Source organism: Fodinibius sp. GM21, assembly GCF_058386955.1.
In genome coordinates this window covers 402367-425885 of record NZ_JBYEIQ010000002.1, presented here as the reverse complement: position 1 = coordinate 425885, position 23519 = coordinate 402367, and the positions used below count along the sequence as shown (strand labels likewise).

17 protein-coding genes are annotated in these 23519 nt (G+C 42.0%); 7 read left to right on the top strand and 10 right to left on the bottom strand.

The window, feature by feature from the left end:
• Positions 1–222: 222 nt before the first annotated feature.
• From ACT3IB_RS05760 to ACT3IB_RS05750, 3 genes are read left to right on the top strand one after another with little or no spacing between them, the layout of a single operon-like run.
• Positions 223–585 (top strand): STAS domain-containing protein, encoded by a 363-nt coding sequence (locus tag ACT3IB_RS05760; RefSeq protein WP_491538056.1) that lies wholly within the window; start codon positions 223–225, stop codon positions 583–585.
• 5 nt (positions 586–590) lie between these two features.
• Positions 591–1010, top strand: coding sequence for an ATP-binding protein (locus ACT3IB_RS05755; protein WP_491538055.1), 420 nt, complete (start codon positions 591–593; stop codon positions 1008–1010).
• 4 nt (positions 1011–1014) lie between these two features.
• Entirely contained in the window at positions 1015–2748 is a 1734-nt protein-coding gene (locus ACT3IB_RS05750; protein WP_491538054.1) for a SpoIIE family protein phosphatase, read from the top strand.
• Here the strand turns inward: ACT3IB_RS05750 and ACT3IB_RS05745 are convergent.
• The 8 genes from ACT3IB_RS05745 to ACT3IB_RS05710 form a co-directional block, all read right to left on the bottom strand.
• Positions 2741–4270, bottom strand: a complete 1530-nt coding sequence (locus ACT3IB_RS05745) for an MltF family protein (protein WP_491538053.1) — start codon at positions 4268–4270, stop codon at positions 2741–2743. The two genes, ACT3IB_RS05750 and ACT3IB_RS05745, sit on opposite strands and share 8 nt — an antisense overlap.
• Positions 4271–4461: 191 nt before the next feature.
• Complete coding sequence (locus ACT3IB_RS05740) at positions 4462–6885, bottom strand: TonB-dependent receptor plug domain-containing protein (RefSeq protein WP_491538052.1); 2424 nt, start codon at positions 6883–6885, stop codon at positions 4462–4464.
• A gap of 101 nt (positions 6886–6986) precedes the next feature.
• The gene (locus ACT3IB_RS05735) at positions 6987–7877 is read right to left on the bottom strand and encodes a DMT family transporter (protein ID WP_491538051.1); all 891 of its coding nucleotides are present in this window, start codon (positions 7875–7877) and stop codon (positions 6987–6989) included.
• 26 nt (positions 7878–7903) lie between these two features.
• Positions 7904–8311, bottom strand: a complete 408-nt coding sequence (locus ACT3IB_RS05730; protein ID WP_491538050.1) for a DUF4293 family protein — start codon at positions 8309–8311, stop codon at positions 7904–7906.
• A 145-nt stretch (positions 8312–8456) separates the two neighbouring features.
• A complete protein-coding gene (locus ACT3IB_RS05725; RefSeq protein ID WP_491538049.1) occupies positions 8457–11963 on the bottom strand; it encodes an efflux RND transporter permease subunit in 3507 nt (1168 codons plus the stop codon).
• Positions 11964–11974: 11 nt separating this feature from the next.
• Complete coding sequence (locus tag ACT3IB_RS05720; protein ID WP_491538048.1) at positions 11975–13057, bottom strand: efflux RND transporter periplasmic adaptor subunit; 1083 nt, start codon at positions 13055–13057, stop codon at positions 11975–11977.
• A gap of 24 nt (positions 13058–13081) precedes the next feature.
• A complete protein-coding gene (locus tag ACT3IB_RS05715; RefSeq protein ID WP_491538047.1) occupies positions 13082–14530 on the bottom strand; it encodes a TolC family protein in 1449 nt (482 codons plus the stop codon).
• Positions 14531–14658: 128 nt separating this feature from the next.
• On the bottom strand, positions 14659–15372 hold the full coding sequence (locus ACT3IB_RS05710; RefSeq protein ID WP_491538046.1) for a TetR/AcrR family transcriptional regulator: 714 nt from the start codon (positions 15370–15372) through the stop codon (positions 14659–14661).
• Between the two features lie 183 nt (positions 15373–15555).
• Here ACT3IB_RS05710 and ACT3IB_RS05705 point away from each other — a divergent pair, with 183 nt between their 5' ends.
• Positions 15556–16485 (top strand): DMT family transporter, encoded by a 930-nt coding sequence (locus ACT3IB_RS05705; RefSeq protein WP_491538045.1) that lies wholly within the window; start codon positions 15556–15558, stop codon positions 16483–16485.
• A 4-nt stretch (positions 16486–16489) separates the two neighbouring features.
• On the opposite strand, the gene ACT3IB_RS05700 is transcribed toward ACT3IB_RS05705, so the two are convergent.
• Positions 16490–17722 carry a YaiO family outer membrane beta-barrel protein gene (locus ACT3IB_RS05700; protein ID WP_491538044.1) on the bottom strand — a complete coding sequence of 411 codons (1233 nt, stop codon included), beginning with the start codon at positions 17720–17722 and terminating at the stop codon, positions 16490–16492.
• 42 nt (positions 17723–17764) lie between these two features.
• Positions 17765–20236 (bottom strand): sulfatase-like hydrolase/transferase, encoded by a 2472-nt coding sequence (locus ACT3IB_RS05695; protein ID WP_491538043.1) that lies wholly within the window; start codon positions 20234–20236, stop codon positions 17765–17767.
• 192 nt (positions 20237–20428) lie between these two features.
• Between ACT3IB_RS05695 and ACT3IB_RS05690 the strand changes: the two genes are divergently transcribed.
• The 3 genes from ACT3IB_RS05690 to ACT3IB_RS05680 are packed head-to-tail and all read left to right on the top strand — an operon-like array spanning position 20429 to position 23495.
• Positions 20429–20884, top strand: coding sequence for a response regulator (locus ACT3IB_RS05690; protein WP_491538042.1), 456 nt, complete (start codon positions 20429–20431; stop codon positions 20882–20884).
• A 15-nt stretch (positions 20885–20899) separates the two neighbouring features.
• The gene (locus ACT3IB_RS05685) at positions 20900–22096 is read left to right on the top strand and encodes a HEAT repeat domain-containing protein (protein ID WP_491538041.1); all 1197 of its coding nucleotides are present in this window, start codon (positions 20900–20902) and stop codon (positions 22094–22096) included.
• Positions 22089–23495 carry a glycosyltransferase family 2 protein gene (locus ACT3IB_RS05680; RefSeq protein WP_491538040.1) on the top strand — a complete coding sequence of 469 codons (1407 nt, stop codon included), beginning with the start codon at positions 22089–22091 and terminating at the stop codon, positions 23493–23495. Before ACT3IB_RS05685 ends, ACT3IB_RS05680 begins: the two co-directional genes overlap by 8 nt.
• Positions 23496–23519: the final 24 nt, after the last annotated feature.

The following is a 23519-nucleotide window of genomic DNA, read 5'->3' as shown; positions in this document are numbered from 1 at the left end:
AGTCAGGGTCTCACGACTGATACTCGTGAGGCCTTATTTTTTTGAATCATTTTTCTCTTCTATCCGTAAGCCTTACGCAATACAAATATGTTGAATGCCGGCTTATAACACTCCAAATAAATTTAGGCATTTACTCATTTTTGCGTACCATGTTCGTAAAATTTTTTATGTTTAGTCGTTCTTTCTATTAGGGAATAGTTTTCTAACAACAAATCCGCAGTAATGAAAAATTTTAAAATTAATCACAGAGAAGTTCAGTCCTATGATGTTTTGGAGCTTTGCGGTGAGCTGGATGCTCATACGGCCTCTCAGTTAGAGGATTCTCTTAAAAAGCTAATTGATCAGGATAAACATCAAATAATTGTTAATTGCAAGCAATTAGACTATATCGCAAGTGCCGGCCTGGGAGTCTTTATGGCATACATCGAGGATGTTCGTTCGCTGGGTGGCGACATTAAGCTTACGAACATGAATTCTAAGGTATATAATGTGTTTGACCTCTTAGGATTTCCCTCGCTCTACGACATCTTGGATGACGAAGCAGACGCTATCAAAAAGTTTGAAACCGACGAAGCTGAATCATAATTACCTTGGCAAAATCTTCTACATATAGTATTTCTGTACAGGCTTCTACCGAGCACTTGGCTCAGGTACGGAATTTTGTTGCTAAACACGCCAAGGAGTTTGGATTTACCAAACAAGACGTTGCCGACATCACTCTTGCTGTCGATGAAGCCTATACCAATATTATTAAGCACGCTTATAAGCACAATGATAAAAAAACGGTAGACATTGAGCTTGGATACAACGACAATATTTTCTGGGTTTCATTACTCGATACCGGTGATGCCTTCGATCCCAATAAATACTCAAAACCGGATGTACGACAGAAAATAAAGCAAAAAAAGCGAGGCGGTGTCGGGGTTTATCTCATTAGAAAACTTATGGATGATGTGGAGTACCACACTGAGGGATCAGTGAACGAAATTAGGATGACTAAAACCAAATAAGACCTTGAGCAGCTCTTCCAACAAACAAGATGCAGGGCATTCCAGATTCGAGCTGAAAACTCTGCTTGAGACCTCACGAATGCTTATTGAGTCTCAAGACATGGATTTTGTTCTCAACAATCTTTTGCTCATCACGATGGGTAAGCTGATGGTGAGCAGGGGCATGATTTTGTTGTATCAACCGGGATCCGACAATTATATTATTTCTAAATCAAAAGGCCGCAATTGTCCCAAGGAAGGCCAAACTATCTCTTTTGACTGGGATGAAAATATTGAAGAACAATCAGTGATACAGTGTGGTGTTGATGATTTTGAGATGCCCGATCTCATTGAAGGTGACCAACACTGTACGTTTTTCAATCTACAAACCAGCAACGATCATATTGGGTTTTTATGCCTTGGTTCCAAGGGCAATAAACAACCACTCAGTCAGCACGAGGTTGAGTTTGTGGAAAGCCTTTCCATAATATCTTCGGTAGCAATCGCCAACTCCAGAATGTTTACCGAGCTGCGACGTATCAATCGAATGCTGGATCGAAAAGTATATGAGCTGAATACCCTGTTTGATCTCAGCAAGGATTTTAACATACTGGTTGACCGCGAAGAGATTATTCGCATTTTCAAGTTTGCGATGCTGGGTCAGATGCTCATTCGGAAATTCTTTTTTGTGCTTGAACATGAAGGGGAGCGAAAAATGATGGCTACCAGTGGCATTAATGGAGCTCTGTCTGATGAAGGGATGGACAAGTTATTTTCTCTTGATGATGACCTTACGGAAGTGGATAACACTTTGGAAAAAGAAATTCCATTTCTGGAAGAAAATGAAATCAAAGCAGTTATCGGGCTTCAATTTCAAAGTGAACGCGTTGCCTTGGTTGGGGTAGGGGCACGAGCTAACGAAGAAGCATACAGTAACTCTGACTATAATTTTCTGCAGTCACTTGGGAATCTTGCTGTTCTTTCTATCCAAAAAACCTACCTGCTCGAGGAACGGATTGAAAAAGAACGGATAGAGGAAGAGCTCAACATTGCAAAAGGAATTCAAAAAGGACTGCTTCCCGACCCGATTCCACAGAGTGATGAACTCGATATCGCTGCAAGTAATATCTCTTCATATCAGGTGGGAGGAGATTATTTTGATATTTTAGAAGCACCGGAAGACAGGCTCCTCTTTGCTATCGGTGATGTCACCGGTAAAGGAATGCCGGCCGCTCTGCTGATGGCAAACCTCCAAGCGATGTTACATGTATTGCTTCCCGTTGATATCTCTCTTGCGGAAGCTACCGGGCAAATCAATGAAATTATCTATGAAAATACACCCAGTGATAAGTTTATCACCTTCTTCTGGGGCATTTTCAATCCCCGTAATTACCAGTTCCAATTTGTCAATGCCGGGCATAATCCGCCGGCTTTGCTTAGATCAGAAAAGGATGAATTTGAAGAGCTCTCGGAAGGAGGGCTAATTTTGGGAGCAATGTCTACGATGACGCCTTATCAAGAGCAAACGATCACGCTTTCACAAGGCGATCTCCTGGTTTTTTATACGGATGGCGTAACAGAAGCTAAGAACAAAAGTGAAACTGAAGAGTATGGGGAGGAGCGATTATTCGATTGTATCAAACGAAACCGTGATTTGTCTTCCGCCAAACTTCAGGAGGCAATAATTAATGACGTTAAGAACTACTCAAAAGATATTCAGTATGATGATGTCACCATCATCATTATTAAGGTTAATTAAATAACCCCATTACCCCAAGTCCAACATCTTCTTTGTTACCTTGGGACATAGTCAAAATACTTTCGTAGGTATTATATCTGTTTTTAATTTCTTTGACATAGCGCACCGTTTCTATACCCCTTGTAAAGCCATAGCGAGCATCTTTGTAATACTTTCGGTGCATTAGTTTAAGAAGGGCATCCTCAACATTTTTCCATTCGTTGGGATTTTTGTTCTGATCAATCGCCAACCGGCGGGCATCAGCAATATGACCGGGACCCGCATTATATGTGGCAAGAGCAAAAGACCACTTATTGGTACTATCCATGTATGAATAATGATTGAGGTGCTTTTTAATAATACGTACCCCCTCTCTAATATTCGTTTCTATATCATAGAGTTCCTTTTCATTTGAAACCTCTGAAAATCGCGGCATAACCTGCATCAATCCAACTGCACCAGCCCAACTCTTAGAGTTGGGATTAAATTTTGTTTCCTGCGCTGCAATAGAAGCTACCAACAGCCAGTCGACACCGGCAGAATCGGCGACCTCCTTAATCACATCATCATAAGGAGAAATAATGCCCGACTTCCTGCTCGACATTTCCGGGTTATAGTATTCTGCAATTTGTTGTCCTGATTCGAAATATCGTTTCCGCAAAACATTTAAAAAGGTCGACCGCTTGGGTTCTTCTCCCATTTTGCCAAATCGAAAATGTTTATATAAAAATCGATTTAGCTCCGTTTCAAGATCAGTCGCATTTTTGCGAATTGCCCATGCAATCGTATCATTTTCAGCAATCGTTGGCCCCTTTACCAATCCCTGCATATACCTGTTAGAAGCACTAAAAATGTTATCATCTGCCACCGTGGCGGGATGCTTATTATTCGATATCTCAAACAGAAGGGACTCGGTATCTTTAGTGTTCGGCACCTGATTCATCACCAGGTTAATTCCTCGATCTTTTAAATTTTGCAATCGATAATAATACGAGCTGTTCCGACGCACAGTGATAGGAATTTCTTGCTCTGCCACTTTCTTTATCGTTTGCGGCGGCCCATCCACTTCATCCGAAAAAACAAGTACTTGGTCAACCAAGTTATAGGGACGTGTGAATCTGACGTACTGCTTTCGCTCTTGAGTAGCTGTATAATTAGCAGCTATTAAATCTCCCCTCCCGCTATTAAGTAAGTCATAGGGGTTTTCATTGGGACCGACAACCACAACTTCTAAAGCAAGGTCATGCTCCTGAGCAAACTGCCGTACGAGTTCATATTCAAACCCCCATTCAATGCCCTGATGCAGAAAATAGGTGTTGGAGCTATACCGGGTTATCATTTTAATCGTCCCATCCTGCTTTATATCGGGATAATCACGGTCAATGGGTTCGGTCACCGTTACGTTTAGTCCCTCGGGCTTGGGTTCCTCATCAAATTGATTAATGTCGTCGGTGTTTATACACCCTGTACTAATAAACAATACTGATAAGACCCCTGCAATTGTATTACGTATTTTAAATGGAACTAAAGTCTTATTTTGCATAATACATCAATTGGTTAACGCCAGATGAATCTTATATGCAAATATTTTACCAACGTAGATTTATTTTCAGTAAGTCAAAATACCCAAAATTCTTGAAAAATCGGTTATTTCAAAGAATTTCTAATGTTCATTAACCAATCTTTAGCAAGTGCCGTTTATACTCTATAGTCGTAAATTAGCCGAAATGCCTATCAAAATTGCCCACGCAGTGCTACAATAACATTTCTGCCCGGAGCGCTTATACCTGATGAATAGGGACGATAATGCTTATCAAATATATTTTCCATACTCACATTCAATGTTATTTCTTCTGTAAGCTCATACGATGTTCTAAGATTAAGCGTAGCCCAGGCTGGCGTGCCTTCCGGAGCATAAAGGTGAGGCTTATTGCGCTCCGATGGTGAAAAATCGGAGATTGGTTTCTTCGCATTAAATTCGGTGAATGCTTCCAAAGAAATTCTGTTATTTCGATATTTAACAGATGCCATACCAAATAAAGGTGCTACGTGTCGCAATGGCTCATTATTTGATTTATCGTTGCCCTCAGTATATGTGAGCTGTGAATCAAACGTTAAACCCGATCCCATATCCACCGAAAAACTACCACTAACACCATAGATGTAGGCCTTTCCAGCGTTCACAACCGCTTCTACATTACTCATTGTCCCATCATAGATGATAGAATCCTGTCCAAAAGAATCTCCAAAATCGCGCCGCACCATGGCATCCCTAAGCCATGTGTAAAAAGTATTTACTTCCAAACGGGCGATGTCGCTAAAGTTTTTAATGACGGCAAAATCCAGATTGTACGTGTATTCTGATCCCAGATCACCGTTAGGAACGATAACCGTACCCGGCTCTGAATCAAAAACTTTGGCAACATCGTCAATGTTAGGCGCTCGAAAACCAGTTGACGCATTAAGATTTAGCTGCCATTTTGCAGCAGGTCGATAAGTAAAACCCAAATTACCGCTAATAGCGCCGGTGGTAAGGGTGATTTCTTGAAAAATAAAATCATAGAAAGCGTTGCTGAACTGAGCATCCAGCAAAATGTGGCTATATCGCGTTCCCACTATCGCTGTAAAATTGGATGTAATCTCCTGTTCGTATTTGGCATATGCTGCCATCTGTGTATAGTTGCTTCCCTGGTCCGGATATCGTGTTGCCACATTGCGTGTATCTCCCGTTGTAATATTCGTTGATTTGGCATTGGATCCCACGTAGTTATAAATACCTTCAATGCCATAATACAGTTCCTTGCCACTATCAAAGTGCTTGTCAAAGTCGAATTGGGCGATATACACATTTACATTCTCTTCGCGATTTCGCAGCCAATCATCCTGAAAATCACGATCATTGCGGCTCTCCTGAAACCACTGATGAGAAAATGTTGCTGTTAGATTATCAAACCAATCAGTTGAATTAAAATAATCGGCTTTTAGGTTGTTCATCATCCAAATTTGTGGACCATAATACCATTCCGCATTCCCCAGCTGTCCCCTATCTCCATTTTCACGCTCAATAAGCCGGTCATATCGAGGTATGTCAGATGACGTTGCATAATGAAACCCATAGGAAAGATCCCAATTTGTATGAGGTTTGTACCGGATTTTTTGCATCAGATTTAGTTGCTGATATCCCGAAAATCGCTGCAGCGTTACATCCTCATTAGGTATAACCGCATCAAAACCATCTCTGCGAATTACATATTCTTCGCGTTTTCCAAAGTCGGGGAACTCTTCATAAAAATTTCCACCCGAACGCAGATCATCAAAACTGCTGTACGTAACACTCGTTGTAGTTCCCCACTTTTTTAATCCGACTGATGCATCAGCATGAATCGTACCTTCATCATTTGCTGAACTGAACCGACTCATCACATTAATTTCTAACTCGGTATCCTCCTCATCAAAAGAGAGCTTGGGAGAACGAGTTTGGAAGTTCATCACACCACCCAAAGCATCACTGCCGTAAATAATAGATCCGGGTCCAAATAACACCTCCGTATTTTCCACAGCATTGGGATCTACAGAAATTACATTTTGCAAATTGCCGCTGCGAAAGATCGCATTATTCATTCGAATGCCATCCACGGCCAGCAACACGGAATTGGCCGCAAACCCACGCATCATCGGACTTCCCCCGCCCATCTGACTTTTTTGAACAAATACCTGCCCGGAATACTTCAGTATATCGGCCGATGTCTGAGGATTATTAAAGGCAACCTGTTCCTCATCAATCCGGGTAATGGGCTGTGGTATTTTTGAACGATCTTCGGCACGTCTACTGGCCGATACAAATATATCATCCAATAAAACCGACTGCGCTTTAAGCTGTACAAGATAATTCTGCTCTTTGACCTGACGAAAGGTGAGGTTTAACTTTTGATACGACGGATGGTGAAAGTTCAGAGTATCGTCAGTCGAAAATTTATCGATCCGAGCAGTTCCACTATCATCGGTGGATACCATTGTATTTCGGTCGTTACTAAAAATATAGACATTCACGATAGGGCGCTGTGATCCCTCTTCAACCACGCGAATTGTCTGGGCAAAGGCATCCGCACAAAAAAATAATATGCCTGCAGTCAGCAGCGTCCAAAATCTTAATATCATAGGGTTATAATCAATCTATTCTAAATTCTTTGAATAATAGAGACGAAATCCCGGAAGATAAATACTATAACCATGCGATACAGCTCCCCTTCAAACTTGACCTATTTTGCGGTCCTTCGCCATGTTAAACCTACCCCTGCTAAAATGATAAGCATTGCTAACATTGATGTGATTGGAGGTAACTCTGCAAACAGGAAAAAAGCCAATACCGACGCCAATAGCGGTTCTACCAAAATAAGTGTCGACAGTAATGTGGGCGATACATACTTGACGGCATAATTCATCGAACCGTGCCCCAGTATCTGTGGACCAAAAGCCAATCCGGCTCCGGCCCAAACTCCTATTGTAGAAATATCCAGCAGGTTTTCACCCATAACGATCGCTACCAAGACACAGGCAGCGGCAGCATAAAAATACACCGGAAAGACATAGTCAATCCATTCGCGTTTTTTGCGGATTTTTTGACCGATAAGAAGGTAAACCACAAAAATAATGGCAGCGGTTAATGCAAGAAAATTGCCAAACAACGGATCGGCAAAATCCTGCTCTATCTGGCTATCAGATATCCCCAGCAATACCGACCCGGAAAATGCTAACAACACCCCGATCCAAGTCGTTTTTGCAAAGCCGCGCTTAAACCAAAGGCGTTCAACCAATATCATTATGATAGGATGGATGGTCACCAGTACCGAGGCCGAAGCAACAGAGGTATAATAAAGGGAAGAAATCCAGAAGGTAAAATGTAGTCCCAAACACACGCCCGATAACGCTATCCATAAGTGCTCTTTACCTTTGCCGACACGCTGCTCACTGCTTCGAAGCCAAATCCAAAATGGAAACAGCATAGCCGCTGCAAAAACGGTGCGATAAACGACCAATACTAATGGAGAAGTATCCGAGGCAAAACGAACCAGAATGGGAGCAAATCCAAAAGCAGTTAATCCGGCCAGCAGGGCTGCCAGCACTTTTACTTTTGGATATTCCTCAGCCATATCGCAAAGATAAAATTGAAATTATATTACCGGATGCGGTCCATTGATTTGACCAACTCGATATCATCTTTGATTTTTTTGCGAGCATACAGCTGAGAACTCAAAGCCAGCACCAATAGCCCCACGCCTATGGTTTCATCCCACAAAAAAGTCCCGAAGCCGCCCAGCGAGATGTAAATACCAATTGCAAAACCGATGACAACTATTTGAATAAGCAATAATACACTTACCCACTTTCGGTGATTTTCACGGTTTTTGTATAGAAAGATCGTCCCCAGCGATCCCAGAGAAGCAATGGTTAAAATAACGGCAAAGCTTATTCCCAACCATTGCTGCGGATCTTGCATAGCATGGCTGTACAAAGCATTAAAAAAAACACTTCCATTCAATAGAAAAGCTAAAAAAAGGAGTACCGATTGAATCCGTTGTATCACGAGTCAGACAAAAATTTTATTTCATTTAATTTCGATTGGCAAAGATACAATTTTTTACAGAGCAGGTCATCCCAAAAACCGAGCCAGTGCAAGAAATATAAAAGCCCGGAAGATTTAACTTCCGGGCTTTTATTAGCTTAACAACTTAGGACTCTACCTTCGGGGCAGCATCATGGTGACGTTTCGAAGTTCCATTAGGTTCAGGAGCTTTAACGATGATGCCCGGATTTCGCTCATTATAGAAGAATAAGTTCACTTTTCGCCGTCCTTTTTCGAACAGATAGTATAGTACCGGTACTAAAATAAGTGTCAAGAAGGTGGCAAAAATAAGCCCGTTGATTACTGCTATAGCCATTGGTGCCCACCAGGCTGCTTGCTCACCTCCCCAATACAAGTATTCCCCAAGATTTGTAAAAAACTCGGCGGGTGCATTAATGAGTGTGATAAAATCGAGATTAAATCCAATTGCCAGTGGAACCAATCCCAAAGTAGTTGTCAATGCCGTAAGCACTACCGGACGAAAACGTACTTTCCCACCCTGTACCAAAGCATCGTACAATGGCATATTATCACGTTTGCGAAGAATATCAATGTAATCAATCATAACAATAGCGTTATTTACGACTACTCCAGCCAGTGAAATAACGCCAATACCGGTCATAATAATTACAAATGGCATCTGGAAGATAACCAGACCAAAAAACACTCCGGCTGTAGACATAACCACCGAAGTCATTACAATAAATGGCTTGCTTACAGAATTGAATTGAGACACCAAAATAAAGGCAATCAGGAAAAGAGCAATCAAGAACGCAGTTGAGAGAAAGTCGATAGCCTCCTGCTGATCTTCCTGCTGGCCGGTCCAATTCGCGTCATAGCCGGTTGGCATTTGATTACTGATATAATCATCCAACACAGTTTGCACCTCCTCCAGCACGGCATTGGCGTTGTAGCTGGATCGTACATCAGCCATAACCGTAACCACTCGCTCCTGGTCTTTATGCTTGATGCCTCCCAAACCTTCCTCAATACCCCAGGAAGCCACACTCGATAATGGGATCTGTCGGCCTTCTTCACCTACTATATTCAAGTCCTGCAGCGCACTCAAATCATTCCGAAACTGCTTATCCAGGCGTACCGTAATATCATACTCGTCTTTTCCATCACGATATTGTGATGCTTCGACCCCATTAATAGCCTGGCGAATTGTATTTCCAATACTTTGAGTCGACAGTCCATATACAGCGGCTTTTTCTCGATCGATATTCACACGAATTTCCGGACTCGGCTCGGGGAGATCGGTCTCTAACCCATCAAGTTTACTATATACCGGGTCGTTTTCAATGATAGTTAATATTTCTTCCGAGATGCGTTGCAGCTGCGGCATCTCTTTCCCGGATATCTCCAAATTAATCGGTTTCCCCGAAGGAGGACCCTGCTGCTCCTCTTCAACGGTTATTTCGGCTCCGGCAATACCTTTGGAAAAATTATTTCGGGCATACTCCATAGCCCCAAATGATGTCCCTTCTCGCTCTTGATAGTCTACAAAGTTTAATACAATGGTACCCAGATGGGACGAACTACCCTGGTTTGAACCAGGGCCCGATGTAATGGCCGAACCGGCTGTGCTCAATACTGACTCAACATCCTCATTATTCGGAATGTTGGGAACTTTTTGCTCCAGCTCATCCATCACAGATTTAGTAAACTCTACATTTGTTCCTACCGGTGCCTCTATCTGAACGTACGCTCGTGCCGGAGGAATGCCTTCCGGGAAGTACTCAACCCCCGGATTGAAAATGCCGAAAAGTATAAAGCTGGAAATCAAGGTAAGTACGGCAATTCCCACAATACTTTTACCATGATCGAGTGACCAGCGCAAAGTCGACTCATACTTCTCCAGTAATTTAGGAAGACCATCTTTCTGCCACCATTCACCGATGGGATTCATGATATAACGATTTGCCAACCACAGCAGTAACCCTGCTACAATTAACATGGACCATGTCAACACACTGTTGATCAACCCAATTAATAGAAGCACTGCAGCAGCCCCTAACATAAATAATCGTCCTTTGTCCGTCATCTTAGGCCGATCAGAGCTGTCCTCTTGTTCAAGGTTCATAAATAGCGCACATAATACCGGATTAATAACTAATGCGACGAACAGCGAGCTACTAAGCGTAATGATCAATGTCTGCGGTAGGTAGCCCATAAACTCTCCCGTAATGCCCGGCCAGAATAACAGGGGGAAAAAAGCACCCAAGGTAGTCAGTGTACCGGAAATAATTGGGATAGCTACTTCTGCTGTACCCTTCTTTGCAGCTGTAAAGTTATCATACCCCTCTTCCAAATAACGGTAAATATTTTCAACGACTACAATAGCATTATCTACCAGCATTCCCAGTGCAAGGATGAGGGAAAACAACACAATCATGTTCATAGTCATCCCTAAGGAAGCAATAATGATAAACGACAAAAACATTGACATCGGAATTGCAATACCCACAAAGGAAGCATTTCGAATGCCAAGGAAAAACAACAGCACGCCAATCACTAACAGCAACCCAGAGATAATGTTATTTTCGAGGCTGCTAACCATCGAATTAATATCTTTACTCTGGTCAGATGTTATTTCATAATTTGTAGTCGGTGGTAATGTGGGCATCTCCTCTGCGAGGATAGATTTTACAGCCGAAGAAGTCTCCAGAATATTTTCACCGCTACGTTTAACAACAGAAAGCGAAATTACCGGGTCGTCATTAAGCTGGGCATACGTTTCCCGTTCTTTAAATCCAAACTGAACATCTGCCACATCACGGATATAAATGGGCTTGTCATCGGGAGCATCAATGACAATGTCTTCGATAGGCGCTACAGTTTCGAATTCCCCCGGCACGCGCAGTAAAAATTTCTTGATGCCCACCTCAATATTTCCACCCGGCACCGTTATATTTTCTTGCTGGATTGCAGCGACAATATCGCCAAAACTAAGTCCATAATATTTAAGCTTGGGCAGATTTACATCCACTTTAACTTCTCGTTCCAATCCACCGGCTAAATTTACTTCTAATACAGAGGGCACGGACTCAATCTGGTCCTGCAAATCTTCGGCAATTTCTTTGAGCTGTACCAACCCATACTGCCCGGAGATATTGACCTGCATGATGGGGAATTCCGAAAAATTAATTTCCTGAATGACAGGATCTTCAGCTTCTGCAGGAAGTTCCGGTTTGGCCAAATCTACTTTTTCCCTCACCTTTTGAAGAGCATCATCGATATTTACATCAGTATTAAACTCCAGGTTAATATTAGAATACCCTTCAGCACTGGTAGAATTCATTTCCTTGATATCGGAAATGCCGCTTAACTCATCTTCGAGCTTACGTGTTATCAGGCTCTCCATATCCTCGGGCGAAACGCCGGGATATGTAGTAATCACCATGATGTTGGGAATTGTTATATCCGGGGATGATTCCTTGGGAATATTGATATATGATTGAATGCCCATAATCGCAACCAGCACAACCAATACCAGTACACTGATGCGATTATCGATAGAAAATGAGGAAAGCCAGAACTCCTTCTGTTTCTCTGAGCCTCCTTTTCCATTACCGGCCAGACTGCTATTTGTAATTTCTTCGTTGTCCATTTTAATGTATTCTACAAATTCTTTTGTGCAATTCTACTTTCACGCGATTCAACGATGGTTATTCGCATGCTGTCCTGCAAAAAGGATGATCCCACTGTAATCAGTTGGTCACCGGTCGTAAGTCCGCTTTCAACAACCACCTCGTTCTTGTAGCTCGCTCCAAGTTGAACCGGCCTCATTTTAGCAATTGACTTGCCTGCTGAATCCTCGGAAGCTACATATACTACATCTTGTCCACCGTTCTGGTAGACAAATTCTTCTCCAATAACAACCGATTCATCTGATTCCAACGTTCGAATCATCAAGTTGGCAATCATGTCTACTTTGTAATCAGATGCTTCAGGCGGCAATTTCACCTCAACTTCAAAGGTACGCGCTTGTGGACTTATACTTTTGCCCACAAATGTAATAGGCAATTGCAACGTATCAGCCTGTTGAAAATCGAACCATATTTGCGCCATATCTCCTCGTTGTACAACATCAGAATATAATGATGGTACACCTGTCGAAATTTTGAGGTTTTTACTACCAATCAACCGAACCAGCACTGCTCCGGGCGTTGCCATTTCGCCCTGCTCCAGTAGGATATCTTCAACTGTAGCATCAAATGGTGCCTTAACGGTCGTCTTATTGATATTTACTTTTACTGCCTCAAGCGATGCTTTGTTCTGCTCATAATTATATTTAGCATTTAAATAATCCATTTCAGAGCCAACACTATCCTGCTCATACAAACGCTTTAGTCGCTCAAAATTTTCTTTAGCTTGCGCGGTTACCGCTTCCAAGCGCTCTCGCTCACGAACCAGCTGTGAATCGTCAATCTTCAGGATCGGTTCTCCCTGCTGAACATCATCCCCGGACTCAACAAAATATTTCTCAATTTGGCCGGAAACTTCTGCCGAAATGCGAACATCATTAGAAGCCTCAACTGTCCCTACCAGTTTCAAGTATCGTTCAAAAGGTTGCTCCTTGATCTCTTTTATTTCAACATTTACTGTTTTTACCAATTCTTCTTGCGCTACTTGCTGCTCTTCAGAACACCCAGCAAGCAAAATGAGACCTGAAATTCCTGTTAAAATCAATCGCTTAATCATAATATTCAGTTCTAAAACTTGATTTTACTCGTTTAATGAGGGTTTATCGTTATCTACAAATGGTACCATCCCAATGGCCTGATCATATTGTGCCTTGGCCGACAGATAATTGAATACCATTCGCGCATAATTTGCTTCGGCTTCCCGAAGCTGCAATTCAGCATTCGTTACATCAAGCTGCGAACCCAACCCATTCTCAAGCCGGGCTTGTGCTCGCTGATACCCCTGTCGTGCCAATTCCAATGCCTGTTGGCGCACCGGAGCTGTTTCTATCGCTTGGTTTAGTGATTCTTTAGCTGACTGTATTTCATTTTTAGCCGATCGGACGGCAGCTCGTTTCTGTTCTTCCAGATCTTTCTTTTCAATCTGTGCAATATCCAGGTTCGATGTTCGCTCAAACCCTTGAAAGATGGGTATTGATAAATTCAGTCCGAATGTTTGTGTTCTCACACGACGCCGGTCATTGCCAAAGAATGTAGGAGTACCGGGTTCTTCTGCTCTCCATCCCAAGTTGTAGGAAGCAGTGAGGGATGGCAAAAAGCGACTTTTTATAGCCTTTATTTCACGATCCTTTAGCTGGTTGCGGGTCTCGATAATCCGGATATCACCTCTTAAATCCGTAGCAACATCCACTATATCAGCCTTTTTACTTAGCTGATAGGGCGTCATGTTATCAACCCGCTTAATATTCTTGTTGGTTTCATCAGAAGCTTTCTGGGCCGTAACATCATAAGCATTCAAGTCCCCTTCCACAGAAAACTCAACACTTAGCGGCACGCCAAGTACTACTTTTAACTCACGATAAGCCTGTTGTACTGCATACTTGGCTTCAGCCAGTTGTGGTTCCTGATTTTTAAGTTGCACTTCCACCTGTAGTACCCCATACTCATCAATCAGTCCTGCTTTATTACGCGCCCTGTTTTCTTCTAAATTTTCTTTCAGTCTATTCACAGTAGCTTGTTGCAATCGTAACTGTTCTTTGGCTACCAGTACATTATAGTAAGCCAGCCGAGTTTGTGTAACAATCTGTTGGGTTGTTGCTCTTAGATTTTCGGCCTGTGCCTCTTTAAAAACCTTTGAGCTACTTATTCCAATAAAAGCTTCTCCTCGAAATAGAGTTTGCTCAACCGATAGATTACCCTGCCAATTATTATCTTCTCCTACAGGAATCGCCCGTAGAGGTGAATTCGGATCATTAGGATTCTGTGGAAAAAAGAAAACCGGCAACTCCAGGTTCCTGGTATATCCTGCCGTAGCAGTCACATCTGGAAGTACCGAACTCCACGCTTTTGTTACCTCCTCATCAGCAATTTTCAAATCAAAAAGAGAACGCTTAATCTCAGAATTATTTGCCAACGCCACTTTTATAGCCTCGGTAAGCGCTAATGAATTTTTCCCTTCAAGAATTTTTGAAGTCGAAGTAGAATCAACCTGCTGAGCTTGTACAGGTGCTGATATTAGTAGTAATATCAAAAAGGCAAAGGGGCCGATTTTCTGTAAAGAACCGCATAACTGAGAAGCAATGTGATTCATAAGTTCTTGAATTTTTCTGATTGTATATATTTGAACGTGCTTCATTTTAAAGACTCACTGTTACGTACTTACTTTCCATTTGTTTCAATATTATGACTGCCAGTCATCCATCTTTTTCGAGCATCTTCACTGGCAATTCCAGTTCCCACTAACTTTAAAAAGTTTTCAAATAGTGTATCTACCGAGAGTTCCATTTCATCAAGCATCTCAAAATGATAACCGGTACCGTGCATATGACTCATTGCGGTAATTCCGCGGGTGCTCGAAAGTATTACTACCGCCAATTCTTTAGGATTATAGCTGTCATTGACTGTACCATCCTGCATACCAATCTGAAGTGCCCGAATCATGAAATTCAAGGCCTCCCTTCTATTGTCTTCACATTGCTCGGCATGCTTGCTGTTTTTTAGCTCCTCAACATCCCTCAGAGACTCATAATACATGAATGCATTAAAGTAATTGGGATTTTCCCGAACAAAATTGAGGTATGTTTCTCCAAGTAACCGAATTAATTCTAACCCCTTATGGTCGTGCCCACCGGCAAAAACTTTTGCAAACTGACTGTTTAATAAATCCGATCCACGCTGCGTAATTGCCAAGTAAAGCTCCGTCTTATTTTTAAAATAGAGATAGAGGGTACCCTTGCTCAGCTCAGCCTCTTCAGCAATCTCGTCCATGGTCGCCTGTTCGAGGCCTTTTGAAAAAATAATTCGCTCAGCAGCATCAATGATTTGATTACGCCGCCGTTCTTTTTCTCGAGCTTTTCGGTCTTCTTTTCCCATATAATTCTTCATTAAAATGACTGTCAGTCAGAAAGTGACCAAAGTTAAGGGTAATGTTCCCTAAGTACAACATTTGTGACTAAATAATTCCCGACATCACAGTTAATTCCAATATCACATAATACTTTCATTATTATCTCCTACCTTTGCGGTCTAATTTCTTATCTAACTACATCGAAATAATTGAAGTTCTCTAAAAAGTCACTTGTAGAATTCTCTCTATTTACAGTAGCAGTAATTTGGGCCTTAAACTTTTCAGTGGTCAAATACGCTTTAACCGAAATTGATGCACTTAGTTTTAACGGTCTGCGATTTATTTTTGCCGCAGCCATTATCTGGGGTGTTCTCTTTTACCGTAATCAAGTATTTCGAATCCCCCAAAAAGATTGGCTACCTCTCATTGGTATGGGACTACTGGGAAACCTCATCTACCAAGGGTTGTTTATTATTGGAATTGACTATACTTACGCAGCAAATGCGGCGGTTATGTTGGGCACCATCCCAATCTGGGTCGCCCTCATTAGTCATTTCTTTAACCTGGAGCAGATGAATATCTTCAAAACATTTGGCGTTATCGCAGCATTTGCCGGCATAGTGTTCATTATTTCAGGAGGCAAAGATCCTTTCTCGGTTAGTTCTGATACGTTCCTTGGAGATATTATTATCATTGGTGCTGCCATTGTTTGGGGTGGTTACACTATACTCTCCAAATCATTCCTATCACGCTATACGCCCATCCAGTTTTCAGCGATTATGGCCACCATCGGGGCAATTGTTCTTTTCCTGATTGGCTTACCGAGCATGATGCAACTTGAATGGACACAAATTTCTACTGCTGCCTATGGCGGGGTTGTATACAGCGGTTTGCTTTCCATAGGAGTAGCATATCTTATCTGGAACTATGGTCTCCAAACTGTTGGAGCAGTCCATACGGCCACCTACCAAAATTTGGTGCCCGTGATGGGACTGTTCTTTGGAATTGTTTTACTAAATGAACAGCTAACATTTCTCCAATATATTGGATCAGCACTGGTAATAGCGGGGATTGTGTTGGCTCGCTGGAAAAGAAAAACAGATCCCAACGTTGCCGCCGCTGAATTTAAAGGCGAATAAGCTGCTAGAATCGAAATGAAACATTCCCTTTTGCGCTAAATCGCTCCCTTGTAAAGTTAGGATACTCAGAGGAGTCAAATCCCACAGTACCACCTATAAACCAAATGTCAGACAAGGCATACTGCCCGTCAATACTTACCGACCAAGAGTCCAATGCTGCAATATCATCCGAAAATTCGATTTCTGTGGGAGCTGTGCCGTACCCTCCGTTTAAACTTAGATAGGTTTCAGCTGACCCAAAATAGCGGCGGGCCACTAAATTCAGGGATCTCGACGTACCTCCAGATGACGGAACCAAATACGTCCGCGCAGTAAAAAGATAACTTCCGCGGTACTTCGTTAGTGATAAGGTATAGATGTCGGTTTGGGAAGTACCAAAATCCAGATATCTTATTCCCGCTTCAAGTTCAAAAGCAGCAGGCAACGATTTATAAAACGAGAGCCCGAATCTGTAATCAGGATGTACAGGAGATTGCGAATACCCGCCACTCACATAGGCATAAAACCCCGGCGCAATAGATGGGTATGCATCAATATTAAACTGCACCCCATCGCTACCAAAACGACGGGCATATTCAACCCGACCGGTGACTGAGCCGATGGACGTTTGTCGGGTAAGCCCAAATTCTGTAAAATGCCAGGGGTCAAAAATAGTACGAAACCGATCATACCGGTAGGATATCTTAGCACGATACTTCATTTGCCGCAACTGGCTATCTTCCAAGCCTTCACGAGCCTTGCGATTGCCAGAATCTTGCGCAAGAATAGCCTTATAGGTCTGCTCTGCCCCTTCATAGTTTTCCATCCCATATAGAACTGACGCTTTCGCCAGCATAAATTCGGTGTCGGTCGGATAATACTCTAAGCCCCGATTTACAGTCTCCAGGGCTGCCTCCATTTTGCCTGACCATTTTTGAGTATCTACCAGAGCCGTGAGTGCCCTGCGGTTTTGAGGGGCTTTTTCAAGAACATAATTCAGTTCCTCTTCAGCCTTCTCATAGTTACCCTCCCAGCTATACATACGCGCTACAAATATTCGAATGCCGTGATAATTCGGGCTTCGGTCCAAAGCCTCATAAGCATATCGCCGTGCCGTTTCGTAATCCCCCGCATCAAATGCAGCCGTTCGGGCTTTTTCGTAAAGCTGGTCAACGGTAAGACCTTCCATATCTTGCGCATAAACCGCAGTACTGCCAATCAACAAAAGGCCTATGCAAATAGTGATTACTTTTTTCATATCATTGATTTTATTGTTTTGCCGTCGCTGCAAGGTAAAAGATTATTCGCCAACATATTTCTTCAAGTTCGGCAGCTCTTTATAGTCTGCATCCAACATCTTAAGCTTGTCGTATATTTTTTGAGCCTCATCTCGCTTATCCAAATAACCCAAAATTTTAATCTTTCTTGCTAAAAATGATTTACTTTGAGGGTGATGCTCGAGTCCCTGTTCAATAACCTGCAACGCCGTTTCGTAATCACCCTGCCAGATCTCATTATCCACATAAGCATTGTAGGTGTCCTCGTAGATTTCGTCTTCTCCCAATACCTTTCTAAAATGCATCTCTGCCTGCTCATAATTACCCTGCCAGGCATTCGTCCGACCGATTAAAATCCGCACATCGTGATATTCAGGGGCTCGCAGCAGTATACGCTTCGCAATAGCCCGCGCAATTTCGTAATCGCCATCAAAAGCCCGTTGGCGGGCTCGCTGAAACTGCTCATCAATTGTTAATTGCAATGAATCCAGTTTTGCAAAAAGCGTGTCATATTCAGATAAAAAAGCATACTTCTCTGATCGTTTTCCATTACTCTTCTGAGTGGGATACAACCGGTTGTTTTCCACCACAAAGTTGTTAATCGACTTAAACCTGTTCAGCTTTTTACGCAGCTCTTCTTTTTTCTGTGTGTTATTGGTTCGACGTAACGAGAGACTTTCGTTAACGGTGTATAACTCATCCCCAAAAAGGTAATACTGTCCATCGAGATAATCTGAAATACGATTTTTATTACGCATAAAGGGTACTGACTGCCTACTCTGAAAGGTTTTCGTCGTATCCATCAGCCCACTAATCCAATGTACTTGCTGAGGCATCTCCAGCCCGGTCTTTTGATCCAACAGTGCCACAAGCGAGGGCGTAATTTCAGCATGGGTATTTACCGACTTGAAATGAACCGGCTCATTTATTTTGGAAGAATATATGATGATAGGTACATGATATCGCGAAAGAGCTGTTGTTTGCGGGACAGGAATAAGCCAGTGATCACCGGTAATAACAAAAATTGTATTCTCGAACTGTGGTTGTTTTTTATACGACTGCATGAATTGCTTAACAGCCTCATCGGCAAATAACAATGTGGTCAATTCATCTTGATACTGTTGGTAGGCCTGTTTTTGCTTCTCGGGAATATCCAATTCATTTAGCCGGCTCTGAAACTCCTGTTTATATCTTTCAGTATTGGGAACCGTAAATGGAGAGTGACTTTGAAGGGTATGATAGATCTCGAGCCGTGGGAACGTATTCGTCGTATCCAATAACGATGCAGAGTACTCCAGCATAGTTTTGTCATCAACGCCCCAGTAATTTGAGTGGCTTTTTGCCTCCGGGAGCTGCTTCTCCAAACTTTGTTTATTTAATACAAAGTCGGTCCCCTGATAGTCCAGAAAAAAATCGAGTCCATCGAAATAGGTATCGTAGCCACTGTAAAAAGCTGTATAGTAGCCACGACTATCAAGTGTGCTGATAAGTGATTGGTGACTGGGATAGTTAGGGCCAAGCTCCATAAATCCGTGGCGACCGAAAGGAAGTGATCCCAAAAGTGACGGCACCAACCCAAATGTACGCCCCGAAAGGCTCAGACCATTTTCCCAGTACAATCCTTCCCGTGAAAGGGAATCCAGATAAGGGGCGAAGCCGATCCATTGACCGGATGGACCAACAAATTCACCGCCCAAACTTTCTACCAACAGAAAAACAATATTAGGCGGACGCTCAAACTCTTCAAAAAAAGGTCCCAATACATCCTTCTCATAATTAGCAGCCTGCAGCAGTGGATATCCCTCCGGATCAAAATCTGATGATTCATTTCCTCTCCAATTTACTGTTTCCACACCCTGGCTAATAAAATATAACAGCTTGTTTGCAGACTTTTCCTGTTGAACCGGGGTAGCATGAGCATCCACAATATAGAACGAAAGGCCAAAACTCACTGCAATTGCAGTAAGCATGCCATATACGATTTTAGACTGTCCTGCCTCAAAGATATTTGCAGACTGTATTTTTGTAACTAGGAGATATACCAGTACATAAGCGACAATAAAAAAACCAGTATTCACCATCGTTACCTGCTCAGCCGCGATAACGGTATTTGTCATTTCGGTCAATGAATAAGCCCAGAACTCTGCTCCCAATGGCATTTGCGTAGCTCCAAAATATGAAATCAACAATATGTTCACTATCCCGATGGAAGCGACCAGATGAGCCATTACTCGATTTACAGCGTCGGATTTTAGGAGCCATTTTAATCCAGAAAAGAAGAGCAACAGCACAGGAAGCAGTATTACGCTGAACTGGAAATCTCTAATAAAAGAACTCCACAAATAGGACCGATCTGCGAACTCATTTCCAAAATTCCAAATTCCAAGCAGTACTTCGTACCCCCGCCCCAAAAAAAATACTCCCAGAATAACGATGAAAAACACTAACACCTGGGATAAAGAAATTGAAATTTCAGGATAGCTTAAATCGTCCATTATCGGAAGGCCTTACTAAAGTTTTTTCATTAAAATGATAGATAAACCTGTTTTACCGACCCCGAAGATACGAATACTGAAAAGAATATTAAGATTTTTTAATTATTATCGTTACACTTGTTGAAGAAGTGCAAATACAAAACTGCCACAAAAATTTTCAACGGCAAAAATAGTGAGGCAGTTATGAATGAAATGAGTTCATATCGCAAATTGACAGGGATTACTAACAGTTCTGCAGACAAAAGCACGGGAACTTCACAATCGTCAACTCCCCAGAAGAAAATACTTATTGTGGATGATGATGATCTCAGCAGAAAACTAATTAATCGACTTGTCTCGAAAGAATTTGACTACGAGATCGTAAGCAAATCTAATGGGATTGAAGCCCTGGAATATGCACAAGAACATGTTCCACAGCTGATCATATTAGATTTGATGCTTCCCGGCATGAATGGATTCGAAATCCTTAAAAAAGTTCGTGAAGATCAAAGATTTGAGCACACGAAAGTGGTCTTGGTATCAGCCAAATCACGTTCCGAAGATATTGAAAGGGGCTTTGACCTAACAGCCGATGAATACATCACCAAACCATTTCAACCCAAGGAGTTTGCAGCCCGTATCCGAAAATTATTGACAAAAGCCGCTTAGAGCGTATATTGTGGCATGTTTGATTTCAACATTGCCTTACAGTCTCTCATTGGGATAACCATTTTCCTGGTCCTGCTATTTTTTTTTCTACTCGGATATACTTTTTGGACCCGAAAAAAACAACAGTACTGGAACCGGTATGAGCAAAAGTTTAGAGATTATTTTTTTTCTTTAATCCTGGATTATGCAGAACAATCGGATCCCAAGCTCGATGCTGACGAAATTATCAAAAAAATAAGCAAGCGGACGAAGGATTATTCATTTTTTATCAAACTGCTCAATGAGCTTGACGACATTCTGGATGGTACCGAACGCGATCGACTCAATGATTTAATTCAACATCCCACCTTTGTTTCCTTTTACCGGAAAAAACTATTTCAGTTTTCTACTGATTCAAAAATATACGCCTGCATCTACTTCCAGAAAAGTGCTCATCTTGACAGCAGAATATTGGCTAAGCTCATCACCATAAGTAAGTCCAAAAACTTGAAGCTGGCATTTGCTGCTACCAAAGCGCTGCAATCGGCTGATGACTGGACAATACGCAAAAGTGCTTTGATTCGTTTTTTTAAGAGAAAGGACACCTCCGAGCTTATGGTCGCAGAACTGCTTCATGTCTTTGATTCCGGACTGGCTGAAGACAGAGAACAGGTTGGAAAAGCCCTGAAAGATTTACTGCTTAAAAAGATAGATCCCGATACCAAAAATATCATTGTTCGATACATGGGATATCAGCAGTTCTATGAATGCAGTGAGTTTTTGTATCAATATCTCAAACGGATACATCACAGTCCCAAAAAACATTCTCTGATTCGAGGACTAATTATTGCACTGGGGGAGTTATTTCATACCGAGGCGGCTCCTACCATCAAAAGTTATTGGGAGAAGGAGAAAAACATCTCGATTCGTTTGGCCGCGATAAAAACACTCAGCACTTTTGGAGGTAAGGAAAATTTATCTTTCTTACTACAACACCTTTTTAAAGCTGAATTTCCCATCCGCAAGGCCATCATCTACGAATTTATGACGGAAGATGAGGACCGTATAGTATTATTGACAGCTTTTATTAAAAAAACACTGCAATCACTTGCAGACGTGAATATCAGAAGTGGATCACGGGAGCAGTTCGATTCATACTTAAACCGACTTTTAGACACTACATCGGGAATCAAAACCGCGCTAAATCACCGACTCAATAAATCCTATGCCTGATAGCTTTTCGTTATTTAATATTATTGAGCAGTTCATTATAGGATATTTTGTTACCATCAACACCGTTTATCTGGCGTTGATTATCGGAGCCCTACTTTATGTTCGCAAACAACTATTGCACCGCAGTGTTGTTGAGGCAGATGCCCTTTTCAAGACCGAACTTTTTAAATCTATCAGCATCCTTGTACCCGCATATAACGAAGCTGATAATATTGTAGAATCGGTAGAATCGCTTTTGAAGCTGGAATATCCCGAGTATCATATCATTGTCGTCAACGACGGAAGTGACGATGAAACGTTGCAACGACTTATCGATTATTTTAATCTCTCGAAAACGGATATTTACTTTGAACAACAAATTGATCACCAAAAAATTCGTGCCACCTACCGCTCACCGGATACGCCTATGCTTACCGTTGTAGATAAAGAAAACGGCGGTAAAGCAGATGCTCTTAATGCAGGTCTCAATATTTCTGAAACTGATCTAATTTGTTCTATTGATGCCGATTCTATCCTTGAGCAGAATGTTCTAAAAAAGCTTATCCAAACATTCATCGAACATAAAAATACCGTGGCAGCAGGTGGTGTTGTCAGAGTTATCAATGGCTGCAAGATCGAAAATCGAGAGATCAAAGAAATCCACACGCCCAAAAACTTCTGGGCTCGACTGCAATCGGTGGAATATATTCGCGCCTTTTTATTCGGTCGTGTGGGATGGGATTACTTTAAGAGCCTGTTAATTGTATCCGGAGCATTCGGTATTTTTAACCGCCAAGCTGTTATTAAGGTGGGCGGCTACCTTACCAATACGGTAGGTGAAGACATCGAGCTGATTATACGCATGCACAGCTATCACCTTCGCAATAAAGAGGATTATCAGATTCGTTTTCTACCGGAACCCATCTGCTGGACGGAAGTACCTACGGACTATACAAGCTTGCGAAACCAGCGCAACCGTTGGCACCGCGGGCTGGCGGATTCGCTTTGGCGACATAAGTACATGTTGTTCAATCCCTCATATAAACATATCGGTATGTTTGTAATGCCTTTTTTTCTCTTCTTTGAGTTGCTTGGTCCAATTGTAAACCTTTTAGGTTATGCCTATTTGATTATTGTACTTTCTCTGCCAAGCCTTTTCAATCTGACGTTTATTCTTCTATTTCTGGCTGTATCTGTCATTTATGGGATGGTCGTTTCGTTTATTGCCGTCTTAGCTGAGGAGATTGCCTTCAAAACCTACAGTGATTTTAAAGATGTGGCTATCCTGAGTTTATATTCCTTTCTTGAAAACTTAGGCTACCGACAAATCCATGCCTGGTGGCAATCCAAAGGATTGATAGACTTTTTTAAGGGTAAGAAAAGCTGGGGCAAAATGATCCGAAAGGGATTTAAAGAGTAAAAAAATCCTTAATTCGTTTGGGTA